Origin of the sequence: Sediminibacillus albus (genome assembly GCF_900101125.1) — a bacterium.
Classification (GTDB): domain Bacteria; phylum Bacillota; class Bacilli; order Bacillales; family Amphibacillaceae; genus Sediminibacillus; species Sediminibacillus albus.
The window spans coordinates 74,951-97,102 of record NZ_FNFL01000003.1; the positions used below are offsets into that span (position 1 = coordinate 74,951).

Annotated in this window: 20 protein-coding genes; all 20 read right to left on the reverse strand. The window is 44.5% G+C overall.

Translation table 11 applies throughout. From position 1 onward, the window contains the following. Positions 1–40: 40 nt before the first annotated feature. The 20 genes from spoIID to atpF all read right to left on the reverse strand — a co-directional run bounded on the left by spoIID (position 41) and on the right by atpF (position 22,125). Positions 41–1,090, reverse strand: a complete 1,050-nt coding sequence (gene spoIID / locus BLR93_RS09495; protein ID WP_093213647.1) for a stage II sporulation protein D — start codon at positions 1,088–1,090, stop codon at positions 41–43. Positions 1,091–1,279: 189 nt separating this feature from the next. After that, positions 1,280–2,284: an ABC transporter ATP-binding protein gene (locus tag BLR93_RS09500; protein WP_093213650.1), complete on the reverse strand. Its 1,005-nt coding sequence runs from the start codon at positions 2,282–2,284 to the stop codon at positions 1,280–1,282. Next, complete coding sequence (locus BLR93_RS09505; protein WP_093213652.1) at positions 2,281–3,216, reverse strand: C40 family peptidase; 936 nt, start codon at positions 3,214–3,216, stop codon at positions 2,281–2,283. Before BLR93_RS09505 ends, BLR93_RS09500 begins: the two co-directional genes overlap by 4 nt. Continuing rightward, the gene (locus BLR93_RS09510; RefSeq protein WP_093213655.1) at positions 3,213–4,316 is read right to left on the reverse strand and encodes a mandelate racemase/muconate lactonizing enzyme family protein; all 1,104 of its coding nucleotides are present in this window, start codon (positions 4,314–4,316) and stop codon (positions 3,213–3,215) included. The genes BLR93_RS09505 and BLR93_RS09510 overlap by 4 nt, the downstream gene beginning before the upstream one ends. A gap of 25 nt (positions 4,317–4,341) precedes the next feature. Next, a complete protein-coding gene (locus tag BLR93_RS09515; protein ID WP_093213658.1) occupies positions 4,342–5,262 on the reverse strand; it encodes a S66 peptidase family protein in 921 nt (306 codons plus the stop codon). Between the two features lie 489 nt (positions 5,263–5,751). Continuing rightward, entirely contained in the window at positions 5,752–7,404 is a 1,653-nt protein-coding gene (locus tag BLR93_RS09520) for a peptide ABC transporter substrate-binding protein (protein WP_093213661.1), read from the reverse strand. A gap of 21 nt (positions 7,405–7,425) precedes the next feature. After that, positions 7,426–8,433: an ABC transporter ATP-binding protein gene (locus BLR93_RS09525; RefSeq protein ID WP_093213663.1), complete on the reverse strand. Its 1,008-nt coding sequence runs from the start codon at positions 8,431–8,433 to the stop codon at positions 7,426–7,428. A gap of 5 nt (positions 8,434–8,438) precedes the next feature. Beyond that, entirely contained in the window at positions 8,439–9,398 is a 960-nt protein-coding gene (locus tag BLR93_RS09530) for an ABC transporter permease (RefSeq protein ID WP_093213666.1), read from the reverse strand. Between the two features lies 1 nt (position 9,399). Then, the gene (locus tag BLR93_RS09535; RefSeq protein ID WP_093213668.1) at positions 9,400–10,332 is read right to left on the reverse strand and encodes an ABC transporter permease; all 933 of its coding nucleotides are present in this window, start codon (positions 10,330–10,332) and stop codon (positions 9,400–9,402) included. Between the two features lie 10 nt (positions 10,333–10,342). After that, the gene (locus tag BLR93_RS09540; protein ID WP_093213671.1) at positions 10,343–11,167 is read right to left on the reverse strand and encodes a M55 family metallopeptidase; all 825 of its coding nucleotides are present in this window, start codon (positions 11,165–11,167) and stop codon (positions 10,343–10,345) included. Positions 11,168–11,346: 179 nt separating this feature from the next. Beyond that, on the reverse strand, positions 11,347–13,491 hold the full coding sequence (locus BLR93_RS09545; protein WP_093213673.1) for a heavy metal translocating P-type ATPase: 2,145 nt from the start codon (positions 13,489–13,491) through the stop codon (positions 11,347–11,349). Positions 13,492–13,812: 321 nt separating this feature from the next. Then, positions 13,813–15,123, reverse strand: a complete 1,311-nt coding sequence (murA, locus tag BLR93_RS09550) for a UDP-N-acetylglucosamine 1-carboxyvinyltransferase (RefSeq protein ID WP_093213676.1) — start codon at positions 15,121–15,123, stop codon at positions 13,813–13,815. A 33-nt stretch (positions 15,124–15,156) separates the two neighbouring features. Next, positions 15,157–15,867, reverse strand: a complete 711-nt coding sequence (locus tag BLR93_RS09555; protein ID WP_093213678.1) for a YwmB family TATA-box binding protein — start codon at positions 15,865–15,867, stop codon at positions 15,157–15,159. Positions 15,868–16,011: 144 nt separating this feature from the next. Next, entirely contained in the window at positions 16,012–16,245 is a 234-nt protein-coding gene (locus BLR93_RS09560; RefSeq protein ID WP_093214642.1) for a DUF1146 family protein, read from the reverse strand. Between the two features lie 448 nt (positions 16,246–16,693). Further along, a complete protein-coding gene (locus tag BLR93_RS09565) occupies positions 16,694–17,095 on the reverse strand; it encodes a F0F1 ATP synthase subunit epsilon (protein WP_093213681.1) in 402 nt (133 codons plus the stop codon). Positions 17,096–17,224: 129 nt separating this feature from the next. Further along, on the reverse strand, positions 17,225–18,637 hold the full coding sequence (gene atpD, locus BLR93_RS09570; RefSeq protein WP_093213683.1) for a F0F1 ATP synthase subunit beta: 1,413 nt from the start codon (positions 18,635–18,637) through the stop codon (positions 17,225–17,227). A gap of 30 nt (positions 18,638–18,667) precedes the next feature. Further along, positions 18,668–19,528 carry a F0F1 ATP synthase subunit gamma gene (locus BLR93_RS09575; RefSeq protein WP_093213686.1) on the reverse strand — a complete coding sequence of 287 codons (861 nt, stop codon included), beginning with the start codon at positions 19,526–19,528 and terminating at the stop codon, positions 18,668–18,670. 62 nt (positions 19,529–19,590) lie between these two features. After that, complete coding sequence (atpA, locus tag BLR93_RS09580; RefSeq protein WP_093213689.1) at positions 19,591–21,099, reverse strand: F0F1 ATP synthase subunit alpha; 1,509 nt, start codon at positions 21,097–21,099, stop codon at positions 19,591–19,593. 22 nt (positions 21,100–21,121) lie between these two features. Beyond that, positions 21,122–21,664 carry a F0F1 ATP synthase subunit delta gene (locus BLR93_RS09585; RefSeq protein WP_093213691.1) on the reverse strand — a complete coding sequence of 181 codons (543 nt, stop codon included), beginning with the start codon at positions 21,662–21,664 and terminating at the stop codon, positions 21,122–21,124. Then, positions 21,661–22,125 carry a F0F1 ATP synthase subunit B gene (gene atpF, locus BLR93_RS09590; protein ID WP_245690129.1) on the reverse strand — a complete coding sequence of 155 codons (465 nt, stop codon included), beginning with the start codon at positions 22,123–22,125 and terminating at the stop codon, positions 21,661–21,663. The genes BLR93_RS09585 and atpF overlap by 4 nt, the downstream gene beginning before the upstream one ends. Positions 22,126–22,152: the final 27 nt, after the last annotated feature.

The window sequence follows — 22,152 nt, forward strand, 5'->3', positions numbered from 1 at the left end:
CAGATTTGGCAGCATAAATGAAGATCCCGCGCTCTCTATGTCAGGAATTGGAAGCAAGCTGTGGAGCAGTTTGGCCGATCTCCTCAATATCTGCTCCCTGGTAATAGTACTGTAAAATTTCCTTATAGTTCTTTCCTTCTTTCGCCATTCCATTAGCTCCGTATTGGCTCATCCCGATTCCATGTCCGTATCCCTTAGTAGTGAAAATTAAATGGTTTTTCTTTTGTTCCAATTCAAAATCACTCGACCGCAGGTTAAGCTTTTCGCGGACTTCCCTTCCGCTAAACGACTTACCCCCAATAGTGATACTCGCAACGCGGTGGCTTGCGGTACGTTCAATGTCTGCAACCGCTGCTGAAGCAGGGTCGAAACTGACTCCCAGCGCCTGTTCCACTTCGCCTACAGTGAAGATTTTCTGATCCATGAACTTAGGTGACTCTTTATCCCACGGACTGGCGACACTCCTCAAATAAGGAAGTTCACCTTCCCAATATTTCTCCGAGTCCTCTGTGTAGCCATTGCTAGTCGAGAAAAAAGCAGGGGTAATCGGCTGGTCATCGTAGGTAACAATCTCCCCTTTTGTTCCTGCTACTGCTTCTAGGATTTTATTCATCTTCCAAGTGTAATCTGATCCCCAGGCCTCCCGCAATTCTTTATCATTTTTATAAACCTGATGCTGGACCGTATCTGTCACATCCGCTCCTTGCGGGTTTTCGTCAGGTTCAGCGGTGAGATGGTTGACAATGTAAGTCCTGGCAGCCAATGCCTGGGCTTTCAATGCTTCCAACTCAAACTCTGCGGGCATTTCTGAGGCTACCACATTGGTAACATAGGATTCCAGGGGAACGGTTTCCACTTCTTCAGTTTCGGAGCGGAAAACCTTCACCGAAAATGCAGAATCCTTTTCCTGCAAAACCACTTGTTCTGTTTCTTTTGGCGTAGATGTTGTGGAACTTTTCTCGGTACCGCCGGCCTGGATGAACGGTACAACGATTAGCGTGGGGACAACTAAAATAATGGTAATCAGGCTGGCAATAATAACACTTGGACCTTTCCACTTGAATGAAGGTGATTGCTTCAGTTTCTTCATAGGCGGCCTCCTTGTCTAGTTTGTCTACTAATTAATCTATACAGGAAGCAAAAACAATAGAACTACTTTTTCTGTAAAAGGATCACAATGTGATAGATTGTCCCAGCCAGGAAACCTGGCGTTTGGCAAGCTTCCCACATATGATTGGAAATACCAACAATCCGCCAGCAAGTGTACTGGCGGAATGTTTTAGTAGACAGTTTCTTTTATCGGAGGATTATCCTGTATTTCTTTATTATAAAGATGACACGCAACATAGTGCCCATCTTCAACTTCCTGCCATTTCGGCTCAATTGCAGCACAGGCTTCCATCGCAAAAGGGCAGCGCGTCCGGAACACACAGCCGCTTGGCGGGTTAATCGGACTTGGCAGCTCTCCTTCTAATATAGTCCGTTCCCTTTTATCCTCTACATCGGGGTCGGGAATAGGGATAGCCGAAAGCAATGCCTGCGTGTATGGGTGAAGCGGCTTTTTATATAAGTCTTTTCCATTTGTTAATTCAACCATGTTCCCAAGATACATGACGCCGATGCGGTCAGAAATATGCTTAACCATCGACAAATCGTGGGCGATAAATAAATATGTTAAACCTTTTTCTTTTTGCAGCTTCCGCAACAGGTTGACGACTTGTGCTTGAACAGATACATCTAAGGCCGAAATCGGCTCGTCAGCGATGATAAACTCAGGATCAAGAGCCAATGCACGTGCAATTCCAATCCGTTGTCTCTGGCCTCCGCTGAACTCATGAGGATAACGGTTGGCATGATCCCTGCTGAGCCCAACCTCTTCCAGCAGCTGATACACTCGATCAAGGCGTTCCTGTTTATTAGGATACAGACCGTGGATCTCCATTGGCTCGGAAATAATCTCCTTAACTGTAGAACGGGGATTTAACGAAGCATATGGATCCTGAAAAATCATCTGCATACTACGGTGGAAGTCAAACTTATCTCTCTCTGACAGCTCATGGACGTTTTTTCCGTTAAAAACCACCTCTCCGCCAGTTTGATTGTAAAGGCCCATAATCGTTCGCCCTATCGTTGATTTACCGCAGCCTGATTCCCCTACCAGTCCAAACGTCTCCCCATGGTAGACTTCAAAGCTAACATCGTTGACGGCTTTTAATGTTTCACCCTTGCCGACCTGAAAAAACTTTTTTAAATGGCTGACTTGTAATTTACCATTTTCTTTCATTGTTTGGCCTCCGTCTTTTGCCAGTACCGTCTGGCCCCGCATAATTCAGTTTCATAAACAGTACCCGCAAGTGTTGTTATTTCTACATTCTTTCCTGTTGTTGGGGAATGGAGCATTTTACCTGCACCATAATAAATACCAACATGATGCAGTTTCCCTTTACCTTCGTCATAAGAAAAAAACAGCAAATCTCCTGGTTCCAGCTGATCTAAAGGAATTTCCTCTCCGTCCATGGTTGCCTGGTCAGTTGCGTCACGCGGGATTTGATAACCATTCGCTTTGTGCATGTTATAGGCAAAGCCGGAACAATCGTAACCGAAGGAACTCATCCCTCCCCAAAAGTAAGGAAGGCCGAGAAAAGCTTCTCCAGCTTGGACAATATCGTCACCGCTGCCTTTTGCCATTTCTTGTTGATAGATATGTATATCTTCCTTAGATAAAAAACCGCTCCCAGCAGGCAGTCTAACACATACCGTGGATTCATCCTCTTCCAGGACCGGAAGCTCGGTTAAATAGCTTAGCTCCAGGTATGGCTGACTGTTGCTGTCATACAGTGTCGTCCGTTTACTTGTTACCTGAGCTGTACTTAATCCTGACCATGCCTGCTTGTTTGTCTGTTGGATTTGGCTGGTAGGCAGCCAGCCTGGATAACCACGGGTATCCTTTATCGATGGTTGTGTTGGAATAATTACCTGTGTCCATTCTTCCTTACTTTCAATAACTTTTACTTGTTCTCCATACAGAAGCTGAGACTGAACTAAATTCTTATCGCACAAATCGAGACGAAGTGGGTAAGTTAAACGATTCAGCCAGGCTTCTAAATCAACCGGATTAGAGATCCCTGGTTCATCTAATTGTCTCGGAGACTCTGGCGAAGTCCACAAAGTAGCTACCGGCACATTGACCACCCAAACGTTATCTTTTGTCGTCATACCGCTCCCTCACTTTCACTCGCTATATTTACTTGGTTGATTCCCAGCCCAGGCCCTTGCGGCAAATGGACAATGTTCGCTTGATAAGTAATACCTCCATTCAAGGTGTCTTCTGCCAGCATTAAAGGAGCATCAAAGTCATAGCGGGTAATATTTTTTTGGCTGGCTGCCACGTGGGCAGCTGCCGTAATGCCAAGCTTCGTTTCAATCATACTGCCAATCATGCATTCTACCCCGTAGCTTTCAGCTAATTTCACGATTGCCAGAGCCCGATCTATTCCACCTGTCTTCATCAATTTGATATTGATAAGGTCGGCACTGCGGGTTTCCAAAACACGGCGGGCATCAATCGGGGAGAAAACACTTTCGTCGGCCATTATTGGTGTATCTACACGATCTGTGACATATTTAAGACCTTCCATGTCATGCGCTTTTACCGGTTGTTCGATTAATTCTATATCAAGTCCGGCATCCTCCATTTGATGAATTGCCCGGACCGCTTCTTTTGCCCCCCAGCCCTGATTGGCATCCAGCCTGATAAGTGCTGAGGAACCGATGCTTTCACGGATTGCCCGTATTCTCCGTACATCTGTTTGGATCTCGTCCTTGCCCACTTTAACCTTTAAACAAGTAAATCCTTGATTTGTATAGGCTACGGCATCCTCCGCCATCTCATCTGGTGTGTTGACGCTCACCGTGAAATCGGTTTCCAGCTCGCTGCGATAGCCTCCTAACAGCTGATAAAGCGGAAGCCTGCACAACTGTGCGAAGCAATCATATAAAGCCATGTCTACAGCCGCTTTGGCACTGGTGTTTCCAACCAAACATTTATTTAACAGGTGAAAAACCTCCGCTTTTGCCAACAGAGATTTCCCCTGGAGAGCTGGCTGGATAATATGCTGGACTGCATGTTCGATACCCGCAAGGCTGTCACCGGTAATTACGTGTGTAGGCGGGGCCTCTCCCCAACCAATCGTCCCATCATCACATACCACTTTGATATAGACAGACTCTGCCACAGTTACCGTCCGTAACGCTGTCTTAAACGGTTTTACTAGAGGAACAGCTACCCTGCTCGTTTCGATTGCTTGTATTCTCATCAGCAAACTCCTTTTTGTTTTCTTCTTATAAAACCCCGGGTTCAATAGCCAATGTTTTCTTTGCGCTCGATAAGTGGCCCTGTACCCCTAAAGGAATGGCAAAGTGCGGTTGGCAATGCCCGATGTTGAACCCTTTCACAACCGGCTTATTTAAACCGGAAAAATAGCGCCCGAACACTTGATCAAGTGTTAAAGATGCTTTCCCGTCCTTAGGGTTGGCATTTTTAAAGTCTCCTACGATTATTCCTGCAGCTTTATCAAGTTTCCCGGCTTGCTGGAGCTGGTTTAGCATCCCGTCAATCCGATAGGGCTCTTCATCGATATCCTCTATCAGCAATAGCTTGCCTTTTGCCTCAATTTCAAAAGCTGTACCAAGCGTGCTGCACAACAGGCTCAAATTTCCTCCTGTCAGCTCTCCCTGCGCCTCTCCTTCTGAGATTGCATGAAGCGGCGAAATCTTCTCTGAGTAGACGAGTTTAACTGGATCAAAGAGCTGCTGGAACATTTGCTTCGATAAATCGGCAAACCCTTCTTTGCCAATATCCGAGCTGATCATGGGGCCATGGAATGTGACAAGTCCTGACTGCTGCTGAAAGGCCGTGTGCAAATAAGTGATATCACTATAGCCCCAAAAAACCTTTGGGTTAGCTGCAATTAATTGATAGTCTATATCGGAGGCTATTCTTCCTGTGCCGTATCCTCCGCAAACACAAATGATGCCTGCAATCCCAGGATCCCCGAACATCTCATGTAAATCATGTAAGCGGGATGCATCTTCTCCAGCCAAATAACCGTGAGTGTCTCTAATATGGGTGCCTTCCCTTACGTTTAAGCCGAGCGACTTGATAAACGCTATTCCAGCATCAAGATCAGCCAGGTTGGGAGGGCTTGCTGGAGCTATGATTCCTACTGTATCCCCCGCTTGTAATGGTCTTGGCAAAATCATCGCGTAAACCTCGTTTCTATGAAATTCTCCTGTGCATCAGTCCAGTTCTATCGCTGCTAATCGGGCGCTTTCGCTTTTTCATTGTCCAGCTACAGCTCCCAGCAGCTCGTGAACTTCCTGCTGCTCCGTACGATAAGTCAACATCATCGCTTACGCACTGTGTTTCCTTTATCTCCTGTGCATCAGTCCAGTTCTATCGCTGCTAATCGGGCGCTTTCGCTTTTCTATTGTCCAGCTGCAGCTCCCAGCAGCTCGCGAACTTCCTGCTGCTCCGTACGATAAGTCAACATCATCGCTTACGCGCTGTGTTTCCTTTATCTCCTGTGCATCAGTCCAGTTTTATCACTGCTAATCGGTCGCTTTCGCTTTTCTTTCTACATACAAGAAATGGCTCTGTTCACCTGGTACTGGCGGATTGGATTCACGCTGGTACGGCGGGTGATTAAGAGCCAGTTCTTTTTGTTTGTTATTCCATGATGGTTTCTAGTTTTAGTTCTTGTCTGCCCATTTCAGTTCCATATAACCTACTGGATGGCGGACAATTCCTGATACTTCATCTTTATGAAGGAACACTTGGTTATAAAAATTAACCGGTATGATCGGCATTTCTTCAAATAAAACTTTTTCTGCTTCGTACATTAACTCCCAGCGTTTTTCTTCATCGGCTTCATTCTTCGCTTGAGAGATCAAATCGTCATATTCTTCATTGGACCAACCAGTACGGTTCATGGAAGAATCGGTGACGAAGCTTTCCAGGAAGTTGATTGGGTCGCCATAGTCAGCAAGAAATGAACTACGGGATAATTGATGTTTTAAGTCTTTTTGATCTTGCAGGAATACATTCCACTCGGCGTTTTCCAGTGTGATTTCAATGCCTAAATCCTGCTGGAACCGCTGCTGGACTGTTTCGGCGATTTTCTTGTTATCTTCTGAGGTGTTATAGGTCAAAGTAATCGGGGGCAGTTCGTCATACCCTTCCTCTTCCATTCCTTCAGCAAGCAGTTGCTTGGCCTCCTCTGGATTATATGCTACTAAATCACCGTTTGTTTCGCGGAAATCATTTCCCGATGGGTCTTCAAATCCATAAGATACAAAGCCTTTCGCTGGTTTTTCTCCCATTTTTGTTACGTATTCAACGATTTCCTCTTGATTGACAGCCATTGCCAAGGCTTGGCGAATTTTTTTGTTTTGGAATGGTTCTTCATTGACATTAAAGCGGTAAAACTGCGTACCGGCTTGTGGATCAATGACAACATTATCACTGTCCAGCACGTCTTCAGCAAGATCAGCTGGGATTTCAGTGGTATCTAGTTCGCCGCTTTCATACATTTGATACTCTGTATTCGTTTCGTTGACCATCGCCCAGTGGACTTCTTCCAGTTTGACGGTTTCTGCATCCCAGTACTGATCATTTTTCACCATCGTAAAGTCACTGTCATGGTTCCATTCACTAAGCTTAAATGGCCCGTTGCCGACAAAGCTGTCAGCTTCAGCAAACCACTCAGGATTTTCCTCAGCGACTGCCTGATTAACAGGGAAAAACGCCGGGTTCGTTATCACGTTTAAGAAAAAGCCGGTAGGTGCAGCTAACGTTACCTTGAAAGTTTTTTCGTCGACGGCTTCAAGGCCTAAGTCTTCAGCACTGCCTTCCCCATTGTTAAAAGCTTCTCCGCCTTCGATGAAATAACCTAAAAATGCAGAAGAGAATCCCGATTCAGGATCAAGTAAACGGGTCCAGGCATAGACAAAGTCTCCAGCTGTGACATCGTCCCCATTGGACCACTTTGCATCTTCCCTAAGGTGGAAGGTGTACTCCAGGCCATCATCGGAAATATCCCATGATTCAGCAGTCGCTGCTTCTGGCTGATGGTCCTGCCCCAGGCGGGTCAAGCCTTCCATCAGGTTATTCAAAGCCTGCCAGGAAGCGGCATCAAAGCCCTCAGGCGGGTCAAAGGAGGTTGGCTCTACTCCATTGTTTAACCGCAGCACTTTATCACCGCTTGCTTCTGCTTCGTCGCCGGTGTCTGTCGTTTCTGTCTTGTCTTCCTGACCTTCCTCATCTCCGGCGCTTTCATTGGCTGTACATGCTGCCAACACAAAAGCAGCCATTAAAACGAATAAAATCGATAACCATTTTTTCATGTTGATCCCCCTTTTTTATTGTTACTGCCTGGCCCCTGCTATGTTTGAGACATGTTTTGCTCTTTCATCTTGCAGCCAGCAGCCCACTTTATGTGTGGAACTAAGCTTGGAAGGGGCAGGATAAACTTTATCACACACCTCCATGGCAAAAGGACACCTGGCTGTAAATGGACATCCTTGCGGAGGTGAGAATAAATCTGGTGGTGTCCCGTCGATCGGGATGAGGTTGTCTTCCTCAATATCCAATCGCGGAACAGAATTTAACAACCCCTGGGTATAAGGGTGCTTTGGGTCATAAAAAATTTCCCTTTTTGATCCAACTTCAATGATTTTCCCGGCATACATAACTGCTATCCTATCAGCGATTTTTGCCACCACTCCAAGATCATGAGTAATAAGAATGATAGAAACACCAGTCCGTTCCTGGATTTTACCGAATAGGTCGAGAATTTGTGCTTGTATGGTTACGTCCAGAGCAGTGGTCGGTTCATCAGCAATTAGTAAATCCGGATCACAAATCAATGCCATTGCAATAACCATTCGCTGCCGCATACCGCCACTGAACTGGTGCGGGTATTGCTTCAACCGCTCATCTGGATTAGGGATTCCTACCAGCTTCATCATTTCCAGCGCTTGTTTCTTTGCTTCCCCGCTGGTGATGTTCTGGTGCTGCTTCAGGCCCTCTGTCAACTGATCGCCAATAGTTAATGTTGGATTTAGCGCAGTCATTGGATCCTGGAAAATCATTGATATGTCGACGCCTCTGATTTTGCGCATTTCCTTATCTGATAAATTTGTTATATCCCTTCCCTTATAGACGATAGACCCATTTGCTATTTTACCGGGAGGAGATGGGATTAAGCGCATGATGCTATTAGAAGTCACGCTTTTCCCACAGCCGGATTCTCCGACAATTGCCAGCGTTTCTCCCTTCATCAAGTGAAAATCAACACCTCTGACAGCCTTGACTTCTCCCCCATATGTTTTAAAGGTTACTTCTAAGTCTTTTACTTCTAGTATTTTTTCCATTGTTGTCACTCCCTGAGCTTCGGATCCAGGGCATCCTGAAGTCCGTCGCCTAACACATTAAATGCAAACATCGTTAGAGAAATAAATAAAGCCGGAAAGAATAAGCGCCACCAGTCGCCGGAAAGGATGGTCGGCAAAGCGTCGTTGGCCATCACACCCCAACTAGCATAAGGCGCCTGAATTCCTAGTCCTAAAAAACTTAAAAAAGCTTCGGCAAAAATGGCTGTCGGTACCGTCAGTGTCATCTGGACAATGATTGGCCCCATTGTATTAGGAAGCAAGTTTTTCCTGATAATCCTTCGGGTTTTCGCTCCAAAGGACTGAGAGGCAAGAACAAATTCCAAGTGTTTCAACTGCAATACCTGTCCCCTGACAATCCGTGCCATACCAACCCATCCTGTCACACTTAGGGCCACAATAATGGTAGTCAAGCTTGGGCCCATTACGACTAGCAGCAGTATGACGACTAGTAAATAAGGAAGGCCGTACAATATTTCGATAATCCGCATCATAATATTATCTGCCCGGCCGCCTTTATAGCCGGAAATCCCTCCGTAAATAACACCGATAAAGAAATCGATTAATGCTGCCATCAATCCTACAAACAATGAAATCCTCGCCCCGTACCATGTTCTCGTAAAAACGTCCCTGCCTAATTCATCTGTTCCAAACCAATGTTCCGCTGAGGGAGCCATATTTTGGTTAGGGAGATTAATTTCACGGACAGAATGCGGTGAAAAAATCGGACCGAAAATCGCCAGTAATGCTAGTAAAACAAGAAAGAGCAGGCCGGTCATCGCCAGTTTGTTTTTTAATAGTCTTTGCCATGCATCACTCCAGTACGAGAGCGACGGTCTGGAAACCTTTTCGGCGTCCTGTGATTCTTTTTTCAACGGACGGAACCATTCATCAGGGATGGTGGAACCAGCGTGAAGTTCCTGGTTTTTCTCTTCCGCAAGACTCATGTTATTCCGCCTCCTTCTTATGCAGCTTGATTCTTGGGTCAAGCAATCCATAGGCAATGTCTACTAAAAACAACATAATGATTAAAAAGGCACTGTAAAATACGGTTGTTCCCATAATAACCGGATAATCCCGGTTGTTGATGCTCTCCACAAAGTATTTACCCATCCCGGGGATGGCAAATATTTTTTCCAATACAAACGTCCCTGTCAGGATACCAGCCAGCAAAGTACCTAAAATAGTAACTACTGGCATAAGTGCATTTTTAAGTGCATGCTTAAAGACTATTTTGTAGGGAGACAATCCCTTTGCTCTAGCCATCTTGATATAATCCTGTGTAAGCACTTCCAGCATACTCGACCTTGTCAGCCTTGCAATGATGGCCATTGGACCCGTAGCCAAAGCAAGGACCGGCAGCACCATATGCTGAGGGCTGGACCAGGTAGCCGCTGGAAGAATTTTTAATTGAACAGCAAAAGTCTGGATCAGCTGGGTAGCCAAAATAAAGTTCGGAATAGAAATCCCAAGCACAGCAATAGTCATCGCAAAGTAATCAATTAATCCGTTATGTCTTAATGCTGCAATAATTCCTAATAGTATCCCGGAAATGACTGCGACGATAACAGATACCAATCCTAGTTCGAGCGAAATCGGGAATCCTCTGCCAAGCAGGTCATTAACTGTCGAAGTAGGCTGCTTGATCGATGGGCCGAAGTCAAAAGTCACAATTGATTTCAAATATAGGAGATATTGGACATACAATGGCTCATCCAAATGGTAATGGGCCTGCAAATTGGCCTGGACAGCTTCACTGGTACCGCGTTCCTCGTTGAACGGCGAGCCAGGAATTGCATGCATCAAAATGAAAGTCAGGGTTACAATTATTAAGATGGTAACTACCATGATCACAAAGCGTTTTAATATGTATCCTAGCATGGCTCCACTCCTAACTGAATGTTGTGCGCATCGCCAGTTCAGTCATTACCAGCATCGCTTGATACGCCTCTAAGATGTCCTTTGCTTCAAATTTAACCGTTGTGGTCCCCGGCTCTAGCTCAGTTCCGGGCATAAGGCTTGCCCATTCGGCTTGACCATAATTAGTGAATTCAATGCGTAAAGTAGGGTGTTTTGGCGGCTTAAGCGGAGCAATGCTTGCACGCTTTTCCAAAGCTGATTTGGCTTGTCTTTGCAGCAATTCACCTGCTTTTCGCGGAGAAAGAGCCTTCACCGCCGAACGGGAAATAGTCGTCTTAACTGGAGCAGTAACTACATTTTCAATCAATTGTTCAGCTTCTGCACATGCTTGATCATCTCCAGCCACCATAAGCACCGGTACACCGAAATGGCCTGCGACATACGCATTGAAGCCTAGCTCCCCTACTATCTTGTCATCTATGAAAAAGTTACGGACACCAAAGGTCATTGAATGGGACATGACGCCTTTTTGGCCGGCGCGGGCATGGTAACCGAGAAACATGGCTCCTATGTAGCTTTCGTCTAAATCTTGCACCATCGAGAAGGGTTTGACATCTCCTGTGATAAGGGATGCTTCTGGGTGAATTTCGTCAATTAAAAGGTTATTCATTTTTGAATGGCTGTCATTGACAAGGATTTCCTCGCAGCCGAATTTGTAAGCTGCCTCAATCACATAGTTTGCTTCTTCGGTCATTATCCGGCGAGCTCTTTCATAGTTGAGCTTGTGCGAGTCTACATACGTGTGATCCGGCAAACCGGTGATCCCTTCCATATCTACTGATAAAAACAAATTCATAACTACAGGCTCCTTCTTTTGGCGTCGGTGTTGCCTTATTAAACTTTTGATAATAATAACACAATTTTTAAAAAATTTAAATAATTAATTTGGTCTAGACAAGTTTGCAGCTTATACAGGCAATACAAAGCCCCACAGAAGGTTTCGCTTCTGCGGGGCCGCATTCAATCTGTTCTTATTTATAGTTTAAGCAGTTTTGCATTAATCGCTACAATCACCGTGCTCAAGCTCATCAACAATGCCCCCGCTGCCGGTGTTAAGACAATCCCTACCGGGGCTAAAATTCCTGCTGCAAGGGGGATGGCCACTATATTATAACCTGTAGCCCACCATAGATTCTGAACCATTTTTTTATACGTTTTTTTCGATAAATCGATTAAGTTAACCACATCATGAGGGTTGCTCTTTACAAGAACGACGTCTGCTGTTTCCATCGCGACGTCCGTGCCTGCCCCGATAGCTATCCCTAAGTCGGCCGTAGCCAAAGCAGGTGCATCGTTGACGCCATCACCAGTCATAGCTGTCTTCCAGCCTTTTTCTTTAATTTTCGTCACTTGGTCGGCTTTTTCGTCTGGCAATACCTCTGCATAAACCTCATCGATATTCAATTGTCCAGCTACCCAGTGTGCCACCTTTTGATTATCGCCGGTAAGCATCATCGTTTGGATGTCCTGTTCCTTCAAGGCAGCAATCGCATCTTTTGCCGACTCCCGAACCATATCTGCAAGGGCAATCATGCCAGCCATCTTTTCTTCTAAAAGAACAAATACTACTGTTTTTCCTTCAGAAGCCAGTTCGCTATAATGGACGTGGTCATATTTAATTTGATGTTCACTTGCATATCCAGGGCTGACAACATTGATCTTTTGGTTTTCAACCAAACCTTCTATGCCTTTTCCGGTAATGGACTGAAAATCTTTGACTTGCTTTAATGGAAGATTACGTGATTCAGCCTCACCCACAATCCCAGCTGCTATCGGGTGCTCAGAACTTTGTTCCACACTTGCAGCCCAGCTTAATACGTCTTCCTTCGAATAAGTTTCTGATGGGACAATATCGGTTACGCCAAATTCGCCTTTTGTCAGTGTACCTGTTTTATCAAAGACAATAGCGTTAAGGTTCCTAGCCTCTTCAAAATTGGTACGATTTCGAATTAATAAACCTTGTTTGGCCGAAATAGATGTCGAAACAGCTGCAACTAAAGGGGCAGCTAAGCCTAAAGCGTGCGGGCAAGTAATTACCATGACAGTAACCATCCGTTCTAACGCGACATCAAAAGCATAGCCAAGCATCAGCCAGATTGCCAGTGTTGTAAAACCTGCTGCTAAAGCCAGATAAAACAGCCATTTGGCAGCCCTGTCCGTAAAATTCTGGGTTTTCGATTTGGTTTCCTGTGCTTCCTTAACAAGTGTCACTACTTGGGACAAGTAGGATTCTTCACCTGTTTTTGTTACCTGAACAGTCAAGGACCCTTCTTTATTAACGGATCCGCCAATTACTTCATCGTCCTGATACTTTTCAATAGGAACCGATTCACCTGTCAGCATCGATTCATCTAATGCCGACTCTCCCTTTAAGATAATACCATCGACAGGGATCTTTTCCCCCGGTTTTACAAGCACCCGATCGCCCTTATTCAATTCAGCTACCGGAATATCTTGTACCTGATCTTCATCAGACAGCTTATGGGCTGTTCCAGGCATGAGTTTCACCAGCTCTTCAAGTGCATTGGACGCTCCCATTACAGAACGCATTTCAATCCAATGGCCCAATAGCATAATGTCTATCAGGGTAGCCAATTCCCAAAAGAAGTCTCTTCCTTCCCAACCAAAGACTGTCAGCGTACTATATCCATAGGCGACAAAAATGGCAAATCCAATAAGCGTCATCATACCAGGGTTTTTTTCTTTGACTTCGCTAATCGCTCCGGTAATAAATGGCCATCCGCCATAAAAAAAGACAAAAGTCGATAAAATAAATAACAGGTATTGGTCTAAAGCAAACCGCCAATCCACACCAAGGAAATCCTGGATCATCGGTGAGAGGAGAAGGATCGGTATGGTAATGACCAGGGAAAGATAGAAGCGGCGCTTAAAGTCAGCAATCATATCCCCATGATCATGGTGATTGTGGCTTCCATGCCCTTCATGGCCATGTCCGCCATGCTCCTCATGGCTTTGAGAATGACTGGAGCCTCCGTGTCCGCTGTGGCCTTGTGAATGATCAGAGCTGTCCTTCTCGTGTGTTTGCTGACTTGTTTGGCCGTTCTCCTGTTTATGAGAATGGTTCTCCTGATTCTGCACTTTCTTCTCCCGCTTATCCATCCTATCTCTCCTTTCGTTTTTACTTTATAAAAATTCGTTTTTTTACATCTATACCCTGTACCCCTACATTGTATGATTTAATCGATTAACATCCTTATATAAATAGGAAGGTTCCATGATAGCTTACCCGAAAATATTCCCCTTCAACGGACAATTTAAAATTTGTCAGGTCTGGTGGTTTTCCTCAGCTGACAGAGGAGATATTTAAACTTTCGCACAAAAAAAGAGCTATCCTTAAGGACAGCCACGTGCCAGATTAGTATTTAATCTAGCAGCTATGGGGTATCGGTCCCTTTCCAGATAGCTCTTTCCAATATAAAATTATGATACAGAGGTTTGTTGCTGTTTTTCAGGATTAATGACAACTTCTCCATCATCGTTGACACGTTCGACATCAGCACCTAAGGAAGCAAACTTTTCTGCCAAATCGACATAGCCGCGGTCAATGTGCTTCAATTCTGTTACACGGGTATAACCCTCAGCAGTCAACCCGGCAAGAATAAGGGCAGCACCAGCGCGTAAATCAGTAGCAGCTACTTCTGCTCCTTGTAGCTCTGTCGGACCTTCAACGATCACACTTCTACCTTCAATTTTAAGCTTGGCATTCATACGTCGAAATTCCTCGACATGCATGAAGCGATTTTCGAAAACTGTTTCCGTGATGACACTTGTACCTTCAGCTCTTAACATCAATGCCATCATTTGAGATTGCATGTCTGTAGGGAAACCTGGGTGAGGAAGGGTTTTAATATCGGTTGCTTTCAGTTTTTTCGGCCCGATTACCCGCAAACCATCTTCCTCTTCCTTAATATAAACGCCCATTTCTTCCATTTTGGATACTAAAGAACGCAAATGCTCTGTCTCTGCTCCTTGTACTAATACATTACCGCCTGTTATAGCTGCACCAACCATAAAGGTTCCTGCTTCGATGCGGTCAGGAATAATGGTGTGTTCAACACCATGGAGTGTTTCTACTCCTTCGATTCGAATGGTTTCTGTACCAGCGCCAACTACTTTGGCACCCATTTTATTTAAGAAATTAGCTAAGTCAACAATTTCAGGTTCTTTGGCACAGTTTTCAAGAACCGTTTTTCCTTTTGCCAAGGCAGCAGCCATGATAATGTTTTCGGTTGCTCCGACACTTGGCACATCCAAGTATATTTTAGCTCCCTGCAAACGTCCTTCCGAGTGCACTTCTACAAATCCATTGCCAACATGCACTTTAGCTCCCATAGCTTCAAAGCCTTTCAAATGCAAATCAATTGGCCGGGAGCCTATCGCACACCCTCCAGGCATAGCAACCTTCGCATGTCCGTATCTAGCCAGCAATGGGCCTAATACAAGTACAGATGCCCTCATCTTCCTTACAAATTCGAAAGGTGCTTCAGTCTTAAGCGGCTGTGATGCGTCTACTGTTACTGTATTATTTGAAATGCTGATATCTGCATTCATATTGCTTAATACTTCTTTGATCGTTCTTACATCTGCTAGTGCTGGTACTTCATGAATAGTGCTCTTTCCTTCACTTGCAATAATACTTGCTGCGATGACAGGCAGTACGGCATTCTTGGCACCTTCTACTTTCACGGTACCATTTAGCTGCCTCCCACCACGGACGATGATTTTTTCCACTGCTCATTCTCCTCTGCGTCCAATTTCACTATATTAATATTCAGTAATTATGATAGGTGTTCCTATTGTGATGGTAGTATTGCCGCTCACATCTCCGCGAGCAGCTATCTGTATATTCATTAGGCTGTCCTTACCAGGGATTGTTTCTTCCCAGATAGGCGTATACCCCGATAGGACGGTGAAATCTTTTTCCTGTATCTCATCTAGTGTTTGAACATCTAATTTTTCTACAAATTTTTCAAAAAAATAAACACTATTTATTTTACCATTTGTTTGCAGAGAGATACAAGAGAATTCTTTATAACTTTCTGTAAATAATTCATTAGTCACTAGTCCTAGTTTACTAGAATAATAAGATTTCGCCTGCTCGTTCCACGCGTTACCTTTAACAGAATAACTAATCTGTGTTGCCGCTTCCTCTTGTTTCGGCTTAACCATAATAAAGGTTTCGGCAATACCTGAACTTTTGTGGAGGTTGGTTATTTTAATTTTTTCTGCTACTTCGGTTTCCTCTATTTTGAAATCGGACGCAGGGAGGACTGTTTCTATCTTTCTGGCAATCTCTTTGGCCTGGCCAGCATTGATTTGCTCTTTAAGGACTACCTGCCATTGTTTAACTGCAAGCTCTTCCTCCGCAGCAATCTTGGTTAACCAGTCCAGCTTGTTGTTCTCTGCAGTTGCGCTAAATTGGTTTATAGAAAGGAAAAATCCTATGGTGATGATGAGAAAGAACCTTGCTTTCATTTTTATTTATCTCCTTTATCTTATGAAGTTGGGTTTGTACCCTTTCACAAGTATTGACCGGAGAATAAAAAAACATACGGTTCTTTTCTCGTCATTAATTGACACCTATATTCAATTAAAACACTTCTTAATGGTCACTAATCATTAAAAAAGAAAGATTAACTGCTGTGACCATTGCAGGAAGTCCAAGAAGAACCTGCTGACTGTTGTGCCGATTGCTACTGTGATAAAAATTAATAATAATGTCCCTTCAAAAACGCGTCCTTTTTTAATAAGAGGATCAAGATTTATCCCTTGCAAAACCCTCCACGTGATAATGATAAAAATTAAATGAGAAATCATACTGACAAGCGCTTGTTGTCCTAGTGATTGCATCAATTGGATCACACCTTTTCTCTTTGTCGCTTTTTTTGTTCACTAGTAAAACATTGCCACGGACAAAAAGAAATGTCAACGGTGCATCATTGTTTCTGGTAGTCTTTTACCTTTATTTTTTATTTCCTAAACCTGATAATTTCCCGTCAAAGGAAACTGGCTAGGCTATAGATAAAAGAGCCTCCTGTATAAGAAGAATGTCGCTAAAAGGGAAATTAAGCATATTTTCGATATTTCCCGGGGAATAACGACACCTCTCTGGTGTTGCGGTGCTGGCGGTTCGGCGCCTGCAAGACAGCTCATAGATTCAAGAGTAAGAATCGGGGGCGGGAGTGGTGTTTAGTAAAAAAATTTAAAAACGGAACATTTATGGTTTTTTCAGAATAAAAAAAAGACTTTAAAACCAATAAAGGCATTAAAGTCTTCGATACAAATCACTTAATTATGATAGTTAGCTGTTTTCAATAACGTCTAAACGATTAATTGCTCGTCTCAACGCATGTTCAGCCCTTCTGAAGTCAATATCGTCCTGTTTAGTTTGCAGGCGTCTCTCGGCACGCTCTTTCGCTTTCCGAGCCCGTTCTACGTCGATGTCAGAAGGTTTTTCAGCAGACTGCGCCAGGATAGTTACCTTATCAGGGCGTACCTCAACAAAGCCGCCATTAACTGCAAGCCTGTTTGTCTGCTCTGGGCCTTTTAGACGAACGGCCCCGATAGTTAAGGGCGCCACAAGTGGGATATGTCCGGGCAGTATTCCCAGCTCCCCATTCTCAGCCTTTAAACTAACCATTTCGTATGAATCTTCCATTACAGGGCCATCAGGAGTGACAACACTCACAATTAGTGTTTTCAATGAAACCCCTCCTCGGGCTGGGATAAAATACTAATTCATCAGCCGTTATTTCTGAATCCGCCTCAAGGCTGCATCATTCGTATCTTTTAATAAACAAATGCGCAGCCTCGCTGGCGTTTATTAGTTAAATCACTCCATTGATTGGGCTTTTTCAACTACTTCTTCGATACGTCCAACCAAACGGAAAGCATCCTCTGGAACATCATCGTATTTTCCGTCCAAAATTTCCTTGAAGCCCTTTACTGTTTCTTGGACTGGTACATAAGAACCTTTTTGTCCAGTGAACTGTTCGGCTACGTGGAAGTTTTGCGATAGGAAAAACTGGATGCGCCGTGCACGAGAAACGGTAAGCTTGTCTTCGTCCGTCAACTCGTCCATCCCGAGAATCGCTATGATATCCTGTAATTCCTTATAGCGCTGCAATGTCCGCTGTACTTCACGAGCTACTTCATAATGCTCTTCCCCAACTACTTCAGGGTCTAGCGCACGTGACGTAGACGCTAACGGATCAACCGCAGGATAAATACCTTGCTCGGACAGTTTCCGGTCCAAGTTAGTAGTTGCATCCAAATGGGCAAAAGTCGTTGCCGGTGCTGGGTCAGTATAGTCATCAGCTGGCACGTAAATTGCCTGAATTGATGTTACTGATCCTTTATCCGTTGAAGTAATCCGCTCTTGCAATTGTCCCATTTCAGTAGCAAGTGTCGGCTGGTAACCAACAGCAGAAGGCATACGGCCTAAAAGTGCTGACACCTCTGAACCTGCTTGCGTGAAACGGAAAATGTTATCGATAAATAACAATACATCCTGTCCTTGCTCATCGCGGAAGTATTCAGCCATGGTCAACCCTGTCAATGCTACTCTCATACGCGCACCAGGCGGCTCGTTCATTTGTCCGAACACCATTGCTGTTTTGGTAATAACACCGGAGTCCTTCATTTCATAATAAAGGTCGTTCCCTTCCCGTGTACGTTCGCCCACGCCGGCAAACACGGAGATACCGCCATGTTCCTGAGCTATGTTATTGATAAGTTCCTGTATAAGTACAGTTTTACCAACACCTGCTCCACCAAACAAACCGATTTTTCCACCTTTGATATATGGAGCAAGCAAATCAACAACTTTGATTCCTGTTTCCAAAATCTCAGTTTCTGTCGCTAGGTTTTCAAACTTAGGCGACTGGCGGTGGATTGGGTCGCGGCGAGTGTCTGCGGCCAATGGCTCATCAAGGTCGATATTCCCGCCTAAGACGTTAAATACACGACCAAGGGTCACATCGCCGACAGGTACTGAAATCGGTGCACCTAAATCAGCTACCTCTGTTCCACGCTTGACACCTTCAGTAGATGACATAGCGATGGTACGAACACTATCGTCTCCCAGGTGCAAAGCAACTTCCAAGATAAGATCGCTGCTTGCTTCATTGTCATCTTGTGTTTCATATTGAACGCTCAATGCGTTATAGATTTCGGGAAGCTGTCCGCTTTCGAATTTTACGTCCACGACAGGTCCCATAATTTGGGTAACGCGTCCTTTGCTCATCGATTTCCCTCCTAACTAGCTATAATGGAGCTATTCTTGCGCTGCTGCTCCACCAACAATTTCTGTTATTTCCTGAGTGATTGCCGCTTGCCGTGCACGGTTGTATGACAATGAAAGATCGTCGATGAGATCATTGGCATTGTCTGTAGCACTTTGCATCGCCGTCATCCTTGCAGCATGCTCACTAGCTTTTCCATCAAGTAAGGCCCCATAAAGTAAACTTTCCGCATATTGCGGCAAAAGAGCTTCCAAAATTTCTTCCTGATTTGGTTCATATTCGTACGTACTTAACTGCTTTCCTTCGGCACTTACATCTGTCAAAGGAAGAAGTTTTTTCGCCGACACCTCTTGTGAAATAGCACTTACATAGTGGTTGTAATAGATGTTCAGTTCATCAATTTCTTCATCAAGGTACATTTGGACCGTTTCTGAAGTTAAATCTTTTATATCAGCAAAATCCGGTTGGTCGGCAAGACCAGTAATTTCTCTGGCAATCGGCATGCCGCGCTTGGCAAAGAAGTCCCGGCCGACACGGCCAACTGCAATCACTGTATATTCATCAGTTGATTGATGTCTCTCTTGAATTGTCCGGTAAACCTTCCGTAAAATACTGCTGTTATAAGCTCCAGCCAAACCACGGTCAGATGTGATGACAAAATAAGCTGTTTTCTTCACTTCGCGAGCCTGCAGCATTGGATGATTCGAATCCTCGCCGCTGTTAGCAATGCTTGCCACAACTTCCTGGATTTTATCGCTGTATGGAACGAAGGATTTAGCATTTTGTTCTGCCTTGTTCAATTTGGAAGCAGATACCATCTGCATCGCGTTGGTAATTTGCTTTGTTTTTTTGGTTGAGTTTATCCGGTTTTGGATATCTCTAAGAGAAGCCACGCCGTCTCACCACCCTTTCTACAAAGGTTAACGATCGAATTTCTGGTTACATTCAAGAAGTCTTAGGCAGATGCAACAAAGGATTTCTTGAACTCTTCTACTGCACTGTTCATATCCTCAGTTTCTGCCAGCTGTCCTGTTTCACGGATTGTTTTTAGTAGCTCTGCTTTGTTGCTTCCCAGCCATTCATGGAATTCAGCTTCAAAGCGGGTAATATCTTCTACAGGGATATCATCCAAATATCCTCTAGTCAACGCATAAATAATCATTACTTGGTTTTCAACTTTTAACGGCTTGTGCAAGCCCTGTTTTAATACTTCCACAGTACGTGCACCACGGTTAAGCTTGGATTGTGTTGCTTTGTCCAAATCGGAACCGAACTGGGCAAATGATTCAAGTTCACGGTAAGAGGCTAGGTCTAGTCGTAGTGTACCGGATACCTTTTTCATTGCTTTAATTTGAGCAGATCCACCTACACGAGATACAGAAAGACCCGGGTTGATTGCCGGTCTTACACCCGAGAAAAACAGGTCGGATTGCAAGAAAATCTGTCCATCGGTAATGGAAATAACGTTTGTCGGAATATATGCTGAAATATCGCCAGCTTGTGTTTCAACGAAAGGCAACGCAGTTAAAGAACCAGCACCTTTATCATCGCTCAATTTAGCTGCACGCTCTAATAAACGGGAATGCAGGTAGAAAACATCACCAGGGAATGCTTCACGGCCTGGCGGGCGGCGAAGCAGCAAGGAAAGTTCACGATATGCTGCTGCTTGTTTTGACAAATCATCATATACAACAAGTACGTGCTTGCCATTGTACATAAATTCTTCGCCCATAGTTACGCCTGCATACGGAGCCAGGTAAAGTAGCGGCGCGGGCTCAGATGCACCTGCTGATACAACAATGGTATAATCCAGGGCACCATAACGGCGCAATGTTTCTACTGTACCGCGGACTGTGGAGTCCTTCTGTCCGATCGCTACGTAGATACAAATCATATCCTGGTCTTTTTGATTTAAAATTGCATCGATGGCAACCGTTGTTTTACCAGTTTGGCGGTCACCGATGATTAGCTCACGCTGTCCCCGTCCAATCGGCACAAGTGCATCGATTGCTTTAATACCGGTTTGCAGCGGTTCATGGACAGATTTACGGTCCATTACCCCTGGTGCCGGAGATTCTATTGGACGGGTTTTGCTTGTGTCCATTGGCCCTTTACCGTCTACTGGCTGGCCAAGCGGGTTTACTACTCGTCCTAGTAATTCCTCCCCTACTGGCACCTGCATGATCCGCCCTGTCCGGCGAACTTCATCGCCTTCGCGGATTTCTGTATATGGTCCAAGAATAACGATACCTACGTTGCTTTCTTCCAGGTTCTGCGCCATTCCCATGACACCGTTGGCGAACTCAACAAGTTCTCCAGCCATGACGTCATCAAGACCATGAGCACGGGCAATCCCGTCACCAATTTCAATAACTGTACCTACATCATTGACTTCTATGTCAGATTGATAATTTTCAATTTGCTGTTTTATCAGTGCACTGATTTCTTCAGCTTTAATGCTCATGCCATTTCACCCCTATCATCAATTATTTCGCGGATACAATATTCCGTTCTATTCGTTCAAGCTTGCCGCTGATAGTTCCATCATATATCGTATTACCAATTTTGAGCCTGACGCCGCCAAGAATAGATGGGTCGACAATATTGGTAATCTTCAATGTATTCTTACCAAGCTTTTTGGCAAAAACCTGTGAGAGTTGGACCTTTTCGTCTTCGGTCAACTCCCGAACAGAATAAACCTTCGCTTCCGCTATCCCTTTCACATCATGTACTAATTCGATAAAGTGACTAATTATGGATGGAATGAGTTCTTCTCGATGGCGATCAACCAATAAGGATAATGTATTGACCACATCGGAAGAAAAGTCTTGAAACGTCTCACGAATGAGCTGTTTCTTTTTATCATTATTTACTCTTGGATGCTTCAGGAAAGGTAATAATTCATTATTGTTTTGAAATACTTCTTTCAAAATATAAAACTGCTGTTCCATTTGGTCTATGGCAGATTTTTCATCTGCCAGTTGAAAAAGAGCATCTGCGTATCGTTTGGCAACTATTGCTTCACTCATCGCTCTTCTCCTGCCTCTTTAATATATTCATTGATCAACTGCTCTTGATCCTGGGCGCTGATTTCTTTTTCAATCACCTTACTAGCGATTCGCACGGATAAGGTCGCCACTTGATCTTGGAGGGCTTTGATTGCTTTTTCTTTCTCCTGCTCGATGTCTTCCCGGGCAGAAACCTTTATGCGTTCGGCAGCTTCGCGCGCTGCTTCAATTATTTGCTGCTCTTGCTTTTGCCCAGCCTTTTTCGCATTCTCGATAATCGTTTGTGCTTCCTGGCGGGTTTGTTTCAGTTCTTCCGCAGCTTCGCGGGAAGAACGTTCAGCATCGGCGCGGTTTTTTTCCGCTGTTTCTATTTCACTAGCTATATGATCTTCCCTTTGCTTCATTACATTCATCAAAGGACCCCATGCAAACTTGCGCAATAGAATCAATAATACAATAAAGAAGAACAACTGGGTTAACATGTCTCCGACGTATAGACCACCGGGTCC

What these genes read in the sequence shown, in the direction of transcription:
- BLR93_RS09585 (WP_093213691.1), bottom strand. Translation starts at nt 21,664, where the DNA reads ATGAGTGAAGCAATAGTTGCCAAACGATACGCAGATGCTCTTTTTCAA.
- atpD (WP_093213683.1), bottom strand. Translation starts at nt 18,637, where the DNA reads ATGAGCAAAGGACGCGTTACCCAAATTATGGGACCTGTCGTGGACGTA.
- BLR93_RS09525 (WP_093213663.1), bottom strand. Translation starts at nt 8,433, where the DNA reads ATGGAAAAAATACTAGAAGTAAAAGACTTAGAAGTAACCTTTAAAACA.
- BLR93_RS09540 (WP_093213671.1), bottom strand. Translation starts at nt 11,167, where the DNA reads ATGAATTTGTTTTTATCAGTAGATATGGAAGGGATCACCGGTTTGCCG.
- BLR93_RS09535 (WP_093213668.1), bottom strand. Translation starts at nt 10,332, where the DNA reads ATGCTAGGATACATATTAAAACGCTTTGTGATCATGGTAGTTACCATC.
- BLR93_RS09530 (WP_093213666.1), bottom strand. Translation starts at nt 9,398, where the DNA reads ATGAGTCTTGCGGAAGAGAAAAACCAGGAACTTCACGCTGGTTCCACC.
- spoIID (WP_093213647.1), bottom strand. Translation starts at nt 1,090, where the DNA reads ATGAAGAAACTGAAGCAATCACCTTCATTCAAGTGGAAAGGTCCAAGT.
- atpA (WP_093213689.1), bottom strand. Translation starts at nt 21,099, where the DNA reads ATGAGCATTAAAGCTGAAGAAATCAGTGCACTGATAAAACAGCAAATT.
- atpF (WP_245690129.1), bottom strand. Translation starts at nt 22,125, where the DNA reads ATGTTAACCCAGTTGTTCTTCTTTATTGTATTATTGATTCTATTGCGC.
- BLR93_RS09545 (WP_093213673.1), bottom strand. Translation starts at nt 13,491, where the DNA reads ATGGATAAGCGGGAGAAGAAAGTGCAGAATCAGGAGAACCATTCTCAT.
- BLR93_RS09500 (WP_093213650.1), bottom strand. Translation starts at nt 2,284, where the DNA reads ATGAAAGAAAATGGTAAATTACAAGTCAGCCATTTAAAAAAGTTTTTT.
- BLR93_RS09505 (WP_093213652.1), bottom strand. Translation starts at nt 3,216, where the DNA reads ATGACGACAAAAGATAACGTTTGGGTGGTCAATGTGCCGGTAGCTACT.
- BLR93_RS09515 (WP_093213658.1), bottom strand. Translation starts at nt 5,262, where the DNA reads ATGATTTTGCCAAGACCATTACAAGCGGGGGATACAGTAGGAATCATA.
- BLR93_RS09520 (WP_093213661.1), bottom strand. Translation starts at nt 7,404, where the DNA reads ATGAAAAAATGGTTATCGATTTTATTCGTTTTAATGGCTGCTTTTGTG.
- BLR93_RS09510 (WP_093213655.1), bottom strand. Translation starts at nt 4,316, where the DNA reads ATGAGAATACAAGCAATCGAAACGAGCAGGGTAGCTGTTCCTCTAGTA.
- BLR93_RS09555 (WP_093213678.1), bottom strand. Translation starts at nt 15,867, where the DNA reads ATGAAAGCAAGGTTCTTTCTCATCATCACCATAGGATTTTTCCTTTCT.